This window comes from Neobacillus sp. NPDC097160 (assembly GCF_044762155.1).
Classification (GTDB): domain Bacteria; phylum Bacillota; class Bacilli; order Bacillales; family Cytobacillaceae; genus Neobacillus.
In genome coordinates, this window is record NZ_JBIWDU010000009.1 from 137,192 (window position 1) to 153,175 (window position 15,984).

General features: G+C 41.0%; 14 protein-coding genes and 2 pseudogenes. 10 read left to right on the forward strand and 6 right to left on the reverse strand.

All coding sequences use genetic code 11. The annotated features are described in order from the left end of the window. Window positions 1–106: 106 nt before the first annotated feature. A complete protein-coding gene (locus ACIQXV_RS14595) occupies window positions 107–2,023 on the forward strand; it encodes a Xaa-Pro dipeptidyl-peptidase (protein ID WP_402959942.1) in 1,917 nt (638 codons plus the stop codon). Window positions 2,024–2,136: 113 nt separating this feature from the next. Here ACIQXV_RS14595 and ACIQXV_RS14600 read toward each other — a convergent pair. Together ACIQXV_RS14600 and ACIQXV_RS14605 are read right to left on the reverse strand one after the other, a co-directional pair. Beyond that, a pseudogene (locus tag ACIQXV_RS14600) lies at window positions 2,137–2,894 on the reverse strand (ABC transporter permease). After that, a pseudogene (locus ACIQXV_RS14605) lies at window positions 2,891–3,043 on the reverse strand (phosphate ABC transporter ATP-binding protein); the annotation flags it as partial. The pseudogenes ACIQXV_RS14600 and ACIQXV_RS14605, both read right to left, overlap by 4 nt. A 348-nt stretch (window positions 3,044–3,391) precedes the next feature. Between ACIQXV_RS14605 and ACIQXV_RS14610 the strand changes: the two are divergent. The 3 genes from ACIQXV_RS14610 (at window position 3,392) to ACIQXV_RS14620 (ending at window position 6,282) form a co-directional block, all read left to right on the forward strand. Beyond that, a complete protein-coding gene (locus tag ACIQXV_RS14610; RefSeq protein ID WP_402959943.1) occupies window positions 3,392–3,844 on the forward strand; it encodes an FMN-binding protein in 453 nt (150 codons plus the stop codon). A 4-nt stretch (window positions 3,845–3,848) separates the two neighbouring features. Continuing rightward, entirely contained in the window at window positions 3,849–5,012 is a 1,164-nt protein-coding gene (locus tag ACIQXV_RS14615) for an FAD:protein FMN transferase (RefSeq protein ID WP_402959944.1), read from the forward strand. Between the two features lie 160 nt (window positions 5,013–5,172). Further along, window positions 5,173–6,282 carry an FtsZ/tubulin family protein gene (locus ACIQXV_RS14620; protein WP_402959945.1) on the forward strand — a complete coding sequence of 370 codons (1,110 nt, stop codon included), beginning with the start codon at window positions 5,173–5,175 and terminating at the stop codon, window positions 6,280–6,282. A gap of 52 nt (window positions 6,283–6,334) precedes the next feature. Here ACIQXV_RS14620 and ACIQXV_RS14625 read toward each other — a convergent pair whose 3' ends face one another. Continuing rightward, window positions 6,335–7,510, reverse strand: coding sequence for an acyl-CoA dehydrogenase family protein (locus tag ACIQXV_RS14625; RefSeq protein WP_402959946.1), 1,176 nt, complete (start codon window positions 7,508–7,510; stop codon window positions 6,335–6,337). 330 nt (window positions 7,511–7,840) lie between these two features. On the opposite strand from ACIQXV_RS14625, the gene ACIQXV_RS14630 reads away from it, so the two are divergent. Beyond that, the gene (locus ACIQXV_RS14630; RefSeq protein WP_402959947.1) at window positions 7,841–9,532 is read left to right on the forward strand and encodes a metallophosphoesterase family protein; all 1,692 of its coding nucleotides are present in this window, start codon (window positions 7,841–7,843) and stop codon (window positions 9,530–9,532) included. Window positions 9,533–9,670: 138 nt separating this feature from the next. On the opposite strand, the gene ACIQXV_RS14635 is transcribed toward ACIQXV_RS14630, so the two are convergent. Next, complete coding sequence (locus tag ACIQXV_RS14635) at window positions 9,671–10,996, reverse strand: cation:proton antiporter (protein ID WP_402959948.1); 1,326 nt, start codon at window positions 10,994–10,996, stop codon at window positions 9,671–9,673. A 76-nt stretch (window positions 10,997–11,072) separates the two neighbouring features. Beyond that, the gene (locus ACIQXV_RS14640; protein WP_402959949.1) at window positions 11,073–11,513 is read right to left on the reverse strand and encodes a hypothetical protein; all 441 of its coding nucleotides are present in this window, start codon (window positions 11,511–11,513) and stop codon (window positions 11,073–11,075) included. Window positions 11,514–11,703: 190 nt separating this feature from the next. Between ACIQXV_RS14640 and ACIQXV_RS14645 the strand changes: the two genes are divergently transcribed. The 4 genes from ACIQXV_RS14645 (at window position 11,704) to ACIQXV_RS14660 (ending at window position 13,363) form a co-directional block, all read left to right on the forward strand. After that, entirely contained in the window at window positions 11,704–12,093 is a 390-nt protein-coding gene (locus tag ACIQXV_RS14645) for a PepSY domain-containing protein (RefSeq protein WP_402959950.1), read from the forward strand. 71 nt (window positions 12,094–12,164) lie between these two features. Next, a complete protein-coding gene (locus ACIQXV_RS14650) occupies window positions 12,165–12,545 on the forward strand; it encodes a DUF2680 domain-containing protein (RefSeq protein ID WP_402959951.1) in 381 nt (126 codons plus the stop codon). A gap of 73 nt (window positions 12,546–12,618) precedes the next feature. Next, window positions 12,619–12,996 carry a fluoride efflux transporter CrcB gene (crcB, locus tag ACIQXV_RS14655; RefSeq protein ID WP_402959952.1) on the forward strand — a complete coding sequence of 126 codons (378 nt, stop codon included), beginning with the start codon at window positions 12,619–12,621 and terminating at the stop codon, window positions 12,994–12,996. Between the two features lie 4 nt (window positions 12,997–13,000). Then, window positions 13,001–13,363 (forward strand): fluoride efflux transporter FluC, encoded by a 363-nt coding sequence (locus tag ACIQXV_RS14660; protein ID WP_402959953.1) that lies wholly within the window; start codon window positions 13,001–13,003, stop codon window positions 13,361–13,363. A gap of 64 nt (window positions 13,364–13,427) precedes the next feature. Here the strand turns inward: ACIQXV_RS14660 and ACIQXV_RS14665 are convergent, their stop codons facing one another. Then, window positions 13,428–14,771, reverse strand: coding sequence for a uracil-xanthine permease family protein (locus ACIQXV_RS14665; protein ID WP_402959954.1), 1,344 nt, complete (start codon window positions 14,769–14,771; stop codon window positions 13,428–13,430). A gap of 215 nt (window positions 14,772–14,986) precedes the next feature. On the opposite strand from ACIQXV_RS14665, the gene ACIQXV_RS14670 reads away from it, so the two are divergent. Next, window positions 14,987–15,964, forward strand: coding sequence for an aromatic ring-hydroxylating dioxygenase subunit alpha (locus ACIQXV_RS14670; RefSeq protein ID WP_402960040.1), 978 nt, complete (start codon window positions 14,987–14,989; stop codon window positions 15,962–15,964). The last annotated feature ends 20 nt before the right edge of the window (window positions 15,965–15,984 follow it).

The window sequence follows — 15,984 nt, forward strand, 5'->3', positions numbered from 1 at the left end:
CACCTGTTTTAATTTTTCGACATAATTTAACAAAAATTTAGAAAATTCACTCTTATACTAGGAAATGGTGATAACCGCTGAAAACCATGTCTAAGGGGGAAAAGTAGTGAGGAAAAAAATTATGTCCATTAGTTTGTGCTCAGTTCTTTCGCTTTCATTAGTAGCAGGAGTAGATACTTGGACAGTAAAAGCAGAAACAAAGCAAAATAAACCAACTGAAGCTCTATTGCTCTCGAACCAAAAAGGGAATTTAGTAGAGTGGAAAGGGATCCCGCTGAATGGATTGATTCCGGAAACGGCATCTGACTCAACAAAAATTGAACTTGAAAATGGAATGACTAAACCAATTTACTCTACCGACGAAGCAATTATTGAAAACTTGTTTGTTGAAACAGAGATAGACAGTGACAGAGACGGCAAGCGTGATCGTGTGTCTATTAAGGTTTATCGCCCAAATACAGAGCCAGGGGTGAAGGTCCCGGTCATCTATGAGATGAGTCCCTACCGTTCAGGTATTCTAAATGTCCCAGTCTTTAATGTCGATGTTGACTTAATTCCTGTTCAACATCCTGGTAAAGGGAATGGACGTGGCGGCAAGCCGTTTGCTCTTGCGGAAGGACAAGCTGCCAATCTTGGTTCCTTAGGGAATTACTATGTCCCTCGTGGTTATGGTGTCATTCTTGCAGAGAGTATTGGGACAGGCAAATCGGATGGGTGTCCAACAACGGGCGATGAAAGGGAAATACTCGGTACAAAAGCTGTTATTGATTGGTTGAACGGCCGGGCTAAAGCATTTACCGAGGATGGAACAGAGGTTCCTGCCGATTGGTCAACAGGGAATGTGGGAATGACAGGTACTTCCTATAACGGGACCTTGCCAAATGCGGTTGCAGCTACCGGTTTGGACGGATTGAAAACGATTATCCCGGTTGCCGCAATCAGCAGCTGGTACGACTATTATCGTGCAAACGGAGCGGTTATTGCTCCCGGCGGCTATCAAGGTGAAGACACGGATAATATGGCTGAAGCCGTGTTAACGCGAACAAATCCCCAAGTATGTAAGGATGTCATTGCTGAGCTAAAAGCTGCTCAAGACCGAGAAACTGGTGACTATAGCGATTTCTGGGCTCACCGCGATTATGTGAAGGACGCCAGTAATGTGAAGGCAAGTGTTCTTGTCGTTCATGGACTTAATGATTGGAACGTTAAGACAAAGCAATTCGCACAGTGGTGGGAAGCATTAGGAAAAAACAAGGTCCCTCGTAAATTGTGGCTGCACCAGGGAGGCCATTCAAGTCCTTCAGGAAATAACTGGCCGCAGACCCAAAATAAATGGTTTGATTATTACCTGTACGGAATTGAAAACGGTATTATGAAGGAGCCTGCAGTTGACATCCAGCGGGAGGACAAAACTTGGAGCAAGGAAGCCAACTGGCCGGCACCAGGTACGGTAGATACCAGACTGCATTTAACAGGGACTGGAAATGATTTAGGGGAGCTTCATCTGAATCCTGTTCCAAATCAGCCGCATAATACGCAAACAATAATTGATGATCCATTGAAAAAGGCCAATTCACTGATATCGAATCCGGAGTTAAATTTTTCAAACCGATTAGCATATGTCACTTCAGAATTAACGAGGGAAGTTCGGATAAGTGGTACACCTACAGTAAATATACGCGCAAGCATTGACCGTCCAGCTGCAAACTTAACAGCACTGCTAGTTGACTACAGTAGTACGTCAAGTCCTGTCATTGTATCGCGCGGCTGGGTCGATCCGCAAAATCTTCATGTAGCGGATCGTTCAGAATCACTTGTTCCAGGCAGAGATTATACCTTTGAATGGGACATGCAGCCTAAAGACTACGTATTTAAAGCAGGTCACCGTATTGGCGTTGTGCTCATCGCCAGTGATTACGAGTATACCATTCGTCCTAAAGGCGGTACAAAAATTACAGTAACACCAACCCGAAGTGAAATTACCTTGCCAATTGTCGGCGGACGTAACGCCTTTAATCAATAACGCTAATTAGCAAATAAATTGGCTGATTTATGGTAGAAAGTTTAAGTGATCTAAGCTGAAAAGGGTCAGACTCCCGTTTTGATAGAACGGTGGGACTGACCTTTATTTTAACTTCATTCTCTTTTTCCCCTCAACAACTGCATGCGCTGGTTAAACAAGCTTGGATACGCTAAATATCCGAGCATGGCGCTTGTAACGGATGCGGTAGTTAATAATAGGAATAGGATCAGCAATTGGAATTGCACTGCTTGCATCGGGTCAGCACCTGCAATGATTTGACCGCTCATCATTCCCGGAAGTTGGACGAGGCCGATTGTTTTCTGGCTTTCGATGGTTGGAATCATGCTCGCTTTTAAGGCAGTGATGAGCTGAGTGTGTATGGCTTGTTTTGGTGTTCCGCCGAGTGACAGGATCAGTTCCGTCTCATCCTGATGTGTTTCAACTTCAGATGTGATTCTGTTAAGGAAAAGAATTGCGAGCACCATTGAGTTTCCGATGACCATACCGCTAATTGGAATGATGTATTGGGCTGTTGGCGGTGTAATGTTGAACCCAAGTAAAATACCTTACGTCAGCACTTCAATTACTTCTAATGTTGCTGTCACTTTCCATGTGATACCTTTAATGGAAGCTCCCTTTTTTCGGGTATTTTGCGTGGCTGCGGCAATCATAATAGTCACCATCAGTAAAATGTACATCATAGTTCGGAATCAAACACAAATTTAAGAATATACCCAACGATTAGTAATTGAATGATGGAACGGATCACGGCAATGATGGTGTCCTTTTCCAGCCCTAAGTTAAGTCTTTTGGATAAAATGATCGGCAGGATGACGAAAATAAGGGCAATTGAAAATTGGAGATAACTCATTCCACATACCCCTTTACAAAAAGTTGCACTTTCTCATTTACAGGTGAACGTAGCAAGTCGCTTTTTCCGGTTTCCATAACCTCGCCGTTGATCATAACCCAAGTATAGTGTCCGACCGATAGAGCCTGCTGTAAATTATGTGTAATCCAAGTTTATTATCATCTTCAGTGTACTGTAAGAAGGACCACTTTAAAAACATAAAAGCCAGATTATGTGGAGACTCTCTCTTATTTTTTTACAGTATATTAGAACTGAGAGGGGGGAATGGTGTTACAGTTAGACAGCTATCAAGAATAACATGTATCCAAAAGTGTTATTGCTCGTGTTCGCTAAATCCCATCGTGGGTGAGGGACAAGGTTCCTGTCCCCTCGTCCCGCTTTTCAATAAAATTGAAAAGCGGGACTTTTTGTTTTTAGTTTCTAAGAAAATTCTAATATTGTTAAGCTAAACTGATCTTGTTGCAAAGTTAAGAATAGGCAGTAGGAGGGATTTTATAATGAAAAAAATGGATAAAAAGTGGGTAATTCTTTGTTCCACAGCTATTGCGGCGGTGTATACAGCTGGCTTTGTTACGACGGAATCCCAGGCAAATATAAATCAACCAAACCAACATGTGGAAAATAGATTTCAAACAAATAGCAGTACATTAAATAATTCAAACGTCCAAACAAATAGCCTCTATAAAGATGGGACATTTACAGGTACAGGTATGAATAGACGTGGGTCGATTGAGGTGCAAGTAACGATTAATAATGACCAAATTACGGATGTAGAAATTAGTGATTTTGCTATGCACTATTCGGAAAGTGACGTAGTGGGACTGCCAGATGAGGTTTTACAAAATCAAAGCTCACAAGTGCAAAATGTTTCGGGGGCAACCTATAGTACAGAAGCATTCCAGGATGCAATACAAGATGCACTCGATCAAGCACAGAACGCAGAAGGTTAACAGCATGAAAAAAACGAAATTGTATATGGATACTGTCGTAGATATTCAGGTTGTTACGGAGAAATCAAAGGAAGAGGCGGAAGAAAAAATAAATCGTGCGTTTCACGCATTCCATAAGGTAGAGCAAGCTTGCAGCCGGTTTACCCCTTCAAGTGAATTAATGCAAGCTTGCCAAATTGTCGGTACACCGGTTGAAATTAGCCCATATCTATTTGAACCACTTTCTTTTGCAATCGAAGTGACTAAAATGACGGATGGCTTATTCGATCCGACAGTGGGAAAGGTGATGGAGGAGCACGGGTTTAATCGCCATTATTTAACGGGTGAATATATAGAAAGTGTTTCAGCTGATTCAGTTTCGTCGTATCATGATATTGTCTTAAATCACCAAGCACGTACGGTAACAATATCAAAGCCTTTAGTGATTGATTTAGGGGCTGTGGCGAAAGGCTTTGCGATCGACTTGGCTGCACAAGAACTAAAGGAATTTGAGGGATTTGTCGTGAACGCTGGCGGTGACCTGTTTGCAGGCGGTTATGACGAAAATGGTGAGTTGTGGAAAATAGGGATACAGCATCCGTATCAAAAAGATCGTATAATTGACACAATCGAAATTTCCAATGAAGCCATCTGCACATCAGGAAGTTATGAGCGCAAGAATCGAACAATACCAGATTTGCATCATTTAGTGAATCCGAAAACAAGATGCTCCCCTAATGAATGGGTCAGCAGTAGTATCATTGCCCCGTTTGCCATGATGGCTGATGCTTTCTCAACGGTGTCATTTCTACTTGATGGAGAAAAAGGGAAAATGTTAATGGAGGACTTACATCTTAAAGGGTTACTGTTTGTCATCATATTAGATAATGCGCTAAAGTACACTAAGGAAAACGGGTCAATTTCCGTTAAAAGCAGTAAAAAAAATTCGCGAGCCATCATTGAGATTATCGATACTGGTATTGGTATTTCAAATACCGATCTTCCCTATATTTTTGACCGATACTACCGCGGTGATAAATCAAGAACTCGTCATTTAGAGGGAACTGGTTTGGGACTTTCGATAGCTGAATGGATTACTCAATCTCATTCAGGAAAAATTCGTATTCAGAGTAAAGAGGGAGAAGGGACTCACGTGATCATTAGCCTTCCTCTCAAATTAAAAAGTTAGTTTTCAAAAAAAAATTTTGGTGCCTGACATCCGATGTGTTAGGAGCAGTTCTCTTACATCCGATCTGGAAGCAAGAAAACTGCATTTTTGTTTATTTTAAAAGGAAAAGTCTAATTTTCCAAAACATGAGTATTATTTTAGTAAGAAAAGGAGGGATAGGGTGAAATCGATTGGAATCTTGGGAGTCGGTCAAGCAGGCGGAAATATCGCTGAGATCGCAGCAAGTATGGGTTTTCAAACCGCGCTTATTAACACGAACCAGCGCGATGGCTTAGTGAACACGAGGGTGGAAAAGAAGTTTTTTGTTCCTGGGTATAATGGCGCCGGGCAAGATCGGTCCATCGGATTGAAAGCAGTGAATGAAAACTATCGAGAAATGATTGACTTTGTACAGAAGTCTTTTAAGAACATAAGGCTTTTATTAGTGGCCTTTTCTACTGACGGTGGTACGGGATCCGGAATGAGCCCGCTATTAATTGACCTGTTATTAGATAACTTGCCTGGAATCAATGTTGGTGCTATTGCGGTGGTTCCTGATCGAAACGTGTTAGCAGGTAACCGCATCAATGCTGCTGAGTGCATTGAGGAGATTTCTAAAATAGACTCGCTCTCATCTGTGTTCCTTGTCGACAATGACCAAATGCGCAAGTTGAATCCACAATCCAGTAAACATCAAATCTACCTTTCTTCTAATCATCAAGTCATGGAAGCCATTAATACTGTGCTGCAAGTAACGAAAAAGAGTTCATTTTACGGAAACTTTGATGAAACCGATCTGATGAATATCCTTGGAACAAGAGGCGTCACGATTATCTCGTCAGCCGCAGTAACTGATGCCAAGACGACCTCAGACGTTTCTAGCAAAATACAACAATCTTGGGCAAACTCGATATTTTGTCCGGTTGAATCACCAGGGGTCATTCGTGCAGGTTTAATTTATGAAGGACCGGAGAATATGGCTAAACTTATTAATGTCCCGGCGATATTTGAAAGGGTGTTGGAACCGCTGGAATTGTTTGAAGGAACCTATATCTCAGAATCAGATCCCACTGTAACCTCGATTCTTGCGGGGCTGCCATTTCCTAGCCGGCGGATGCTGGCTCTGGAGGAATCAATTGAAAAGAACAAAGATCGTTTACAAAGCTTAGTCAAAAAGGAACACACTCAGAAATACGAGTCACGAATTTCTTGGGCGTCCAACTTAAAAGCTAGACCGCAGGAACGAAAGACAGGAAGCATTTCATCTAAGTTATCAAAATATCAAAAGTAAAAGCAGGAAGGGTAAGTCTCCCGGTGCATAATATCAACGGGGGACTGACCCTTTACTCTTTTTTACTAAATTTACTTTTGTCCTGTTCAATGGCCGAAAGTGCTAATTTTTTTATCGTCATATCATCCATTGGCGGATTGTGAAGACCTGCTCTTACATCACGATAGTAACGTTGCAGTGGATTAGTCCGCTGAAGGCTCTTTGCTCCGACAATCCTCATAGCCTTATCGACAATGGTAATCGCCGAGTTTGTAACCGTATGTTTAACAACGCCAAGTTCATTTTCTAGGAACCCCCTGCGTGTTTCGTCATCATATGCCTCAGCAACGCTATAGATTAAATGTCTGGCCCGAATCAACTCTAAATCAATTTCCCCTACTAACTGCTGAACATTCGGTAATTGGCTGATGGGTTCGTTTAGACTATTTGGCGCATGATGGTTAGCAAAATGGACAGCGTAATCACGTGCCGCTTGGGCAATGCCAAGATAACAGGCAGGAATGTGCAGGATCCAGCCGTTTATTTTGCCGCCGCTTGGCATTTCTGGGAGTTCAACAAGTTTGGAATCTTCGACGATAACATTATTGAGAACAAGATCGTGGCTTCCTGTCCCCCTCATGGCAATAACATCCCATGTCTCCTCAATGGTTAGTCCCTCTAAATCTTTATGCAGGAGAAAAAATCCCACCTTTTGCTTTTCCTCAATCCAGGCAGATGTTAGAAAATAAGTTAGGACGGGAGACATGGTGGTGAATGTTTTCCGTCCCGTTAGCACCCATCCCCCATCTTTTTTGACTGCAGTTGTTCCGGGCCTTCCGCCTCTAGTTGGACTCCCTGTTTGCGCCTCACTTACGGCCCGATTCACTAAAGCGCCATTAAGAATTTCTTTTGCAAAAGAATTCAAGTTCTCCTCGTTCCAAAGCCTTTTTTCAAAAAGCTCGCCGATTACTCCGAGATTCCAGCCAATCGAGAGTGCAGTAGTTCCATCATAACTTGCCAGTGTTTCTTGAAAGAGGACCATATCATAGACTTTTAATCCTTCACCGCCGTCAGCAGCTGGAAGGGTGATGCTTGAATAACCCATCCTCACTAAATCTTGAATATTCTCTTTTGGAAAAATGGCCAATTCATCAATTTCCGCAGACTTATTTTTAAATGTATCTTCTTTTTCACGTAATTTTTGTAACCATTTCTTTTGATTTTCTGTTTTTACGAATAAGTTAAGCATAGTTCCCCTCCTAGATCATCATAACTTTTTCGAGATAATTCCGACTTATTTTATAGGAATTAATAATATCGAAGCTTACTGCGACTGTCAAGGGATTTGATAGATATTAACAAAAGTTCTGCTTAATCACTAGGATACCTTGTTTAGATTGAAACATTGATTAGTCATCCAGCTTGAAATTTTACATAATAACTACCCGCGCTTAACATTGCCTCAATGAATCATATGTATTGTATTAATAAAAGAGAAATAATTTAATAGATTCAAAATATGAATTAATTTATAATATAAATATTCAAAAAATGAAAATTAGCAGGAGGAGAATAAATCATGAAAGACAAAACAAATTTTGAAGAAGGAAAACTATCTCAACAGAAGGAAATGAACCGCCGCACTTTTTTGCAGAAGACATCGATGGTTGTCGGTGCTGCTGTGGGGGCAACACTAGTAAACTCACTAACAGGATTGCCTGTCAGTGCCGTATCCAGTTCATCGATTATGAATTCAACTGGGAGTAAGCCAGATTTAGTATTTCCGGTTATCAGTGATGTACATATTAAGGCAAGTAATAATCAAACATTGAACAAGTTTGTCACGACATTAGAGCAATTAAGTCAGACAACTCCAAACCAGGATGCATTTGTTGTCGTCGGAGATTTAACGGATAACGGTTATACGGAAGAATATGATAAATTTTTCACTGCCTATAATGCGAAAAGACAAACGCAGTCCGTTTCGATGTTTGCCATCGGCAATCATGATTACTGGAATGGCTTATCGGTTGCCAATGCGCAACAACGATTCCTTGAGAAAACGGGAATGGAATCGATTTACTACCACAGAGTGATTAAAGGCTACCATTTTATTATCCTTGGTACAGAAGATGGACTAACAGAAGGAACGTTTTCGGAACAGCAAATTGGCTGGCTGGCCGAAAAGCTCAAAGAAGCGGCCGCAGATGACCTGCATAAACCGATTTTTGTCTTTCATCATCAACCAATCAAAGGAACTATTTATGGAAGTGAGTGGGGTTTTTCGAAAAATAGAGATCTATTCTATGATACGTTGAAAGCCTATCCACAGGTTATTTCTTTTTCCGGTCATACCCATTATCCGTTAGATGACCCAAGAATCATTCATCAAAAGGATTTTACTTCAATTGGGACGTCAACAGGTGCCTATTTATGGCTGGAAACAGGAAGGATTCAGGGGGAAGTGCCAGAGGGAGCAGATATCTTGAATCAGGCGTTAATTGTCGAGGTACACCATAACAAAGTATTGATTAAGCGCCGCGATATTCATAACAACGATTGGACCGGAGAGCCGTTTGAAATCAAATATCCTGCCAAGCAAAATAAATTTACATACACAGAGGATCGCGACAAAAAGGCACCTTACTTTACGGGTGATGCGATGATTTCCATCGTTCATGACGGAGCAGCTGCTGCAGGCCTTACTGTCATGCTCACTCAAGCTAAAGATGACCTGCATGTCCATGATTATAAGCTAAAGGCTAAGAATGTGGAAACAGGGAAAGTGGAGAAAGAAATTCTCGCCTTTTCAGAATTTTATAAGGATCCCATTCCCAATCCTTTAACATTACCAATCAATGGATTAAAATCCAATACCCTTTATGAGATTGAGGTATATGCACTTGATGCATTTGCAAATCAAAGTCATAACTCCTTGAAGGTGTTGGGGAAAACTTCGCAAGGGCCAGCGATAACGCTCTCCAAAACCGAGTTAATTGGAGTTGGGGATAAATTGGATGTCATTGTGGAAAATGTAAGGGTTCCAAATGGTGACTGGGTTGGTCTTTATGAAGTAAATGAAAATCCGGGGAATGTTGGCTCCATTTGGTGGATGTATACGAAAGTAACGGACGGAACATGTTCATTCACGTATGATCCTAAAACGAATACCTATCCGGCACGCTATAAAGAAGGGGCAACCTATAAACTCATTTATTTCTATGGTAGCGGCTATGACGCTGTTGCTGAAGCGACGTTTACAGTTAAGTAAGCATAGGATTGGTACTCTTGGTTCCATTATAGAAGCATAAGAAACGTCCCTGTGTTTTACTTTGAAGGATAAATGGATAATGAACTAAGTAAAGGCACAGTCCTCAGCCGCTGTAAAGGGCTGGGGACTGTGCCTACTCTATACATATTTATTAATCGATTTAATTTTTCCGTCATCTCTTGGCTGTGGAGTGAGATTTTCATCTCCAGGCATTAGCCTCCATTTCTTTTTGATCACTATCCGAAGCCAGGTTCCGGGAATCCAGGAAGTAATAAGTGCTAACATGACAAGGATCGCGAAAAATTCCTGATTAATAATTCCTGCGGCGTAGGCAACGGAGGAAAGGACGATTCCGGGGCCGCCACGGTCATTGATCGCTACCCCTAAGTTAAAACTGGTTAATCGATCCTGTTTGATAGTGCGTGAGGTGATATAGACGGCCAATGTTTGTGTTAAGGTTGCAAACAAGAAATAGGCAAGGAAGAAAAGGGGATTAAAGTGTCTGACAAGGTCTAATTGTAATCCCACTGTCGCAAAATAGATGGGGATAAACCAAGAAAAGGAAATATTGCTAACCCCTTGCTCCAGCCGTCCCGATACTGCTTTAGGCAAAGCAACATTCGCAATAATTCCTGCCAGAAGTGCGCCGAAAATGGTTTCTACATGAAGATTGCCGGCAAGGGATGCAAGCATAAACATGATAAACAAGAAATACCCAAGGTTAGAGGATCGAAATAACAGGTTTTGTTTAATGACGGTGAGCCGTTTAAAAAGAACATAACCTAGGATAAAGGTTCCGATAATAAATCCAAGCGATACCCCCACACTTTTTAGGGCTGTACCAGCTGTGAAAACACCGCCATTGCTGGCAATGGCCGTGGCGAACCCAAGAGCGACCCAAAGCAGAATATCATGGAATCCTGCGCAGGCAATGACTATTTTTGCAAACCTTGTATGCATAATGCCAAGGTCATTAAAAATTTTGGAAATCACGGGAATGGAGGTAATCGCAATGGAAATAGCGATGACAATTTTCATGGCTAAAGGATTACTGGCCGTACCTAGATAAGGGGAAATATTAAAAATATCAGCCGCAAACCAGCCAACAATAAAGGCTGGAATGGTTGCCCCCACTGCTAAAACAGTGGTGATTTTGATATCCTCCTTATTAAATCTAGTCTGAAATTTTAGCCCTGAACAAAACATCAACATCAATAAACCAAATTGATATAGTAGCCCAAATAACTTGTCCTCTGTCGGAAATCCAAGGAACAGCCATTTAAACGCATCAGGGAAAAAATGTCCTAGTAAAGTAGGTCCAAGAACTAAACCTGCAGCCACTTCCCCGATGACACGGGGGATATAGATTCGTTCAGCTAAATATCCTAATAAATGAGCCATTGCGAGTAAACATCCCATTGCTAAGAGAAAATGACTGATTTCAGCGCTAGTCAAACTAAACATTTATTGGTCAACTCCTAGTTAGATTAGTTTAAGGTATGCAAAAGTTGTCCTAAGGTAGTGGGCGAATGAAGGGTTGTCACAAAATGGGTTCATTTTCTTTTTGTTCATTCGTTTGAATCAACCGTAATCGTCCAATTGAATGATATTGAAAATAATTAAAGACCAGCAATTGATAGCCTGAGCCATTAGGAAGATGAAATTTGTGATGGAATTCTCCTTCAAATTGATCTCCATAGAAAATGACACTTTCAAAGTACTTGATGGAAGTACCAAGTTTACTGATTTTCACAATAGAATACTTAATGGGCCAAGAACGATCGTGCGTGATTTGTGAACCAATGATGGCGATCGCATTATTTTCAACTGTAAACTTTGAACTTGAAAAAAACGGCACCTCAATTCCCAGACCCCAATCTATATAGTCTTCCTCATTTTTGTCAATGTGTTTGACCCCCCTGCCCCGATACCATTCTTTTATTTTTTTTAGATTAAACAACGTGCTTATCCCATGTTTCATTCTCCTCCAGCCAAAAATAAATCTTACTGTATTAAGTGCATTCCGTATCTGTTATGTAACGGCTTTGTCCCATTTTAAACGCCCATTTTAGGACAAGGTACACAGCAGCATTTTAATAAATGTTCATCGCGATGAATGAAGACTATTACTCCTGCACAAGATATAAAAAAATAAAAAGGAGTGGTAGTAATTGAAAAAGCTAATCTTGTTGCTCGCGCTAATAATTCCACTGGGCTATGGAGCCTATTTTCAGGGCGGTCTTGCCAAGGCAGCTCCGAAAAATACCCCTATTTCTGAAAAACAAGCAAAAGAAATTGCTTTGGGTAAAGTTAAAGGGGAAGTTGTCAAGGTGAAGCTAGAAGAGGATGATGGACGCCAATATTATGAAGTCATCATAAAAAAATCCGGTTCCATGTATGAGGTGGAAATTGATGCCAAGACAGGAAAAGTGGTTGAGGTAGAACATGAAGGATCACGCGATGGCGATGGTCATGATGATGATCACGATGATGGCCATGGTGATGATCACCATGATGATGATCACGATGATGGCCATGATGATGATCACGATGATGATTAAAAGAAATTAACAAAAAGTTGCATGTCATCTTTGATATGCAACTTTAGCTATTTCTCAAAAGGAGCAGATCGATGATAAAAAAATTTGTGGTTATTTTATTTTGTTTCAGTTGCTATTTGACATATGCAATACCCGCTTTAGCGGAAGCAGACCGTGACACTGAACTAAAACCAGAAACCTTGGAAGACGACCTGAATTGTACAAAGGATATGAAGTATACAGAAGAGCAAAAAAAGCGACTTGACCAGATTTACCACCGTATTTATAAGGATTACCATGATTTAATAGAAACGTATGCCTGGGCAGGAGCATTAACGGACGAGCAAAAAACCGTTCGCCATAGTATGTTAAAGAACTACATACTGACCTTTGCAAAAAGAAATTATAGATGGTGCAGCGAGTGGGAAGAAGATGAATGGGAGGAAGAATGGTATAATATTGACCATGATTAAAGCACTTTTTCTTACTATATTGCATTTCTTTATTGTCCCGAGAATATAGTAGTAGAAAAAAGAAGTGATGAAAATGGTATATTTTATTGTTGGCGTTGGAGGGGTTCTAGGTACTTTTGCACGTTTTTTTTTAGATGATTTGCTTTCGCGTACCGTTCTTCCTCCATCCTCAGGAATCTTACTCGTCAATCTATCAGGCTGTTTTATGATTGGCTTTTTCTTATCATTGAAATCGGAGCGTTTTTCACCGGTACTAAGAATCGGTTTTGCCACAGGCTTTTTGGGTTCCTTTACTACTTTTTCTACTTTTAGTATGAAAGTGCTGGAGCTTTATAAAAATTGGGGGCTGCAAACAAGCGCGATTTATATGCTTATGACAATCATTGGCGGTTATTGTTTTGTTCACCTTGGACATGCCCTTGCAATGAAAATCGAGAAAGGGCCGTTTTAAAGCTATGATAAAATTTCTACTGATAATCGGCGCTGGAGGATTTATCGGAGCCATTTTTCGTTTTTTCCTTAGCAATTTGTTCTCAAAGTGGACAATCCTTTCGATTCCAATTGCTACATTTATTATTAATGTCTTAGGCTCCTTAACTTTAGGATTCATTAATGGGGCAAACTTTTTTTCTGAGGATCAAATGAATTTTCTTTCTGTCGGTTTTCTTGCCTCTTTTACGACCTTCTCCACCTTTAATTATGAGTTGCTGCAGCTAAAAAATGGAGGGAAATGTTCCCGTTTTTTTCTATACGGTGCTTCAATGTATGTGGTTTGTATCTTTGCTGCTTTTTGGGGATATTTGTTAGGGAGCAGCTAGCATACCAAATAGAAAAGGAAGGATTAGTCCAGATTTGGACTAATCCTTCCTTTTTTAATCATACCTATGTTAGAGATTCTTTCTTTATTGGACTTGCTCTTTTTCGTTCTTCTGGAATCATTAAATTCAGTAGCACCGTTGCGATTGCCCCGACAGCTGTTCCGGATGAAAGGATATAGTTCGCAAAATCAGGCACGCTGTTTAGGATTTCCCTTGGAAGAACCATCGTACCTACTGTTAAGAGGATAGGCACTCCGATTACCACCATATTGCGGTCGTCGATGACGACATGCTGAATGACTTTTAAACCGTTCATGACAATGGCCACACAGACAACCCCAAAGATCCCATTAATGACAGGCTCAGGAACACATGTAATGATCGCCGATAATTTCGGGATCAGTCCTAATCCAACCAAAATAATTCCCGCAGCGATAATTGCCATTCTGCTGGCAACACCGGTAATCGCAATAATCCCCGCGTTAGAAGAATAACCAGTCATCGGTGTCCCGCCGAAAAGAGAGCCAACGAAACAGCCAAGTCCTTCGCCGACAGATGCTCGGTTCAATCTTTTTTCATCTAGTTTACTGTCAGTAACGGTTGATACGACGAACCATGTCCCTGTCGTTTCAATTAAGATCACCAAATAAATAAATATCATGGTTAAAATGGCTTGCAAATTAAATACCGGTTTTCCGAATGGGAAGAAGCTCGGAAACGAAATCCAAGATGCTTGTTTTACAGCTGAGAAATCAACACTTCCAAAAAGTGATGCGGTGATCGTTCCGGCAATAATAGCTAGGATCACCGATACTAGACGGAAAAATGTGCCGTACCCTTTTGCCTTGCGTCCCAGAAGGATACAGATGATTAAAACGGCAGCAGAAACGAACGCAATCAGGACATTATGTCCTACATTACCAGGTGCATGATAAATACTATTAAAGGCATTTGGCATTAAGGAGATCCCTACAATGACAATGACCGTTCCTCCGACAAGCGGCGGGATTATCTTTTGGACGGCTTTCGCAAACCATTTTAGCGGATACCCAAGGAGGGCAATAATTAATGCCCCTGGAAGGAGACTGCCGAAAACAGCACCTAATCCAAGCTTACCGCCAATTGCGGCCAACGCACCGATCGGGACATAGGAGGGACCTTGAACGACGGGCAGCCGCAGTCCGCCAATGGTTTGAATCAGTGTCGCTAGTCCTGCTGCTAAAAAACACATTTGAATGAAAAAGGTGGTATTCATCGAATCCAATGATAGTAAACCAGCAATAATAATCGGTGCGATATACAAATCCATTGCAAGGACATGCTGCATTCCTAGTAAAAATGCCCTTCCCCAACTAATTTTTTCATCGATGCCTACTGCAATGTTCGTGTTTTGCTCTCTTTGGGCCACGTCAATATACTCCTCTACTTTAATTATTTTGTGGATTTTCACTATTGCTGCAGTAAAAACTTTACTTGAATTATAAATAACATTTTATTCGTTGTAAACATGAATTTACGTATATTTTTATACTTTTATAAAATAATGTTCGTGTTTTCGGTTGACTTTAACGGAAATGCTTCATAAGATATAAGTAATATTAGGAATTTGAAGGGATGGTCAAGATGATTTTGGAAGACGATGTTTTACGCAGTGACTGGATCGTTGCTTGTAAAATAGAGGATGTGAAAGAAGAGCCGCTGCAGGTAACGGTTTTGGGTGAGAGGATTGTTTTCTTCCGCAATGAAGATGGAATCCACGCCTTTAAGGATCTCTGTATTCACCGAGGTGCTGCTTTATCCTTAGGATGCGTAAAGGACGGAAATCTCGTTTGCCCATACCATGGCTGGGAATATAATTCTGCCGGTACATGTACAAAAATCCCGCAGCTCCCTGAAGGAAGATCGATTCCATTAAAAGCAAAAGCAATAAACTATACATGCAAGGAAGCATATGGATTTGTGTGGATTAATCTGAACAACAATAATCCGGCATTCTTTGATTATCCACAGTATGCGGATGGTCATTATCGTAATGTCTTGTGGGGTCCGCAGGAAGTAAATGCCAATCCGCCGAGAATTGTGGAGAATTTCTTGGATGTCGGCCATCTTTCCTTTATCCATGAGGGATTTCTGGGGGTACAAGAACATCCTGTTATTGGGGATTACGAAGTTCATCTAGAAGAAGATAGGATTTTTTCAGATGAAATCGCCATCTTTCAACCGGACCCTGATGGTTCCGGGCAATCCAAGGATGTTTTTTATACCTATGAAATCATTCGACCGCTGACCGTTCTGTTTACAAAAAGAGATCCGGATACGGAAAACAAGATGACCATTCTGTTAACCATCCTGCCTATTGCGGAACGCAAATCGATTGCCTATGGTATCATGTCATTTAACTATGAGACAGGCACAAGCGATCAAGAAATCATCGAGTTTCAGGATATGATTTTCGCTCAAGACAAGCCGATTGTCGAAAACCAGAAACCAGAGGACCTGCCGCTTGATTTGCAGGTAGAACTTTCGTTGAAATGTGACCGGATGAGCATTGCTTATAGACAATATTTGAAAAAGCTTGGCGTAACACTAGGTACTGATTAAAAAAACGGATCACTCCCTCC

Excerpts from the sequence above, each read along its gene's own strand:
- ACIQXV_RS14670 (WP_402960040.1), top strand. The coding sequence starts at position 14,987 with ATGATTTTGGAAGACGATGTTTTACGCAGTGACTGGATCGTTGCTTGT.
- ACIQXV_RS14630 (WP_402959947.1), top strand. The coding sequence starts at position 7,841 with ATGAAAGACAAAACAAATTTTGAAGAAGGAAAACTATCTCAACAGAAG.
- ACIQXV_RS14625 (WP_402959946.1), bottom strand. The coding sequence starts at position 7,510 with ATGCTTAACTTATTCGTAAAAACAGAAAATCAAAAGAAATGGTTACAA.
- ACIQXV_RS14640 (WP_402959949.1), bottom strand. The coding sequence starts at position 11,513 with ATGAAACATGGGATAAGCACGTTGTTTAATCTAAAAAAAATAAAAGAA.
- ACIQXV_RS14615 (WP_402959944.1), top strand. The coding sequence starts at position 3,849 with ATGAAAAAAACGAAATTGTATATGGATACTGTCGTAGATATTCAGGTT.
- ACIQXV_RS14635 (WP_402959948.1), bottom strand. The coding sequence starts at position 10,996 with ATGTTTAGTTTGACTAGCGCTGAAATCAGTCATTTTCTCTTAGCAATG.
- ACIQXV_RS14610 (WP_402959943.1), top strand. The coding sequence starts at position 3,392 with ATGAAAAAAATGGATAAAAAGTGGGTAATTCTTTGTTCCACAGCTATT.
- ACIQXV_RS14660 (WP_402959953.1), top strand. The coding sequence starts at position 13,001 with ATGATAAAATTTCTACTGATAATCGGCGCTGGAGGATTTATCGGAGCC.
- crcB (WP_402959952.1), top strand. The coding sequence starts at position 12,619 with ATGGTATATTTTATTGTTGGCGTTGGAGGGGTTCTAGGTACTTTTGCA.
- ACIQXV_RS14650 (WP_402959951.1), top strand. The coding sequence starts at position 12,165 with ATGATAAAAAAATTTGTGGTTATTTTATTTTGTTTCAGTTGCTATTTG.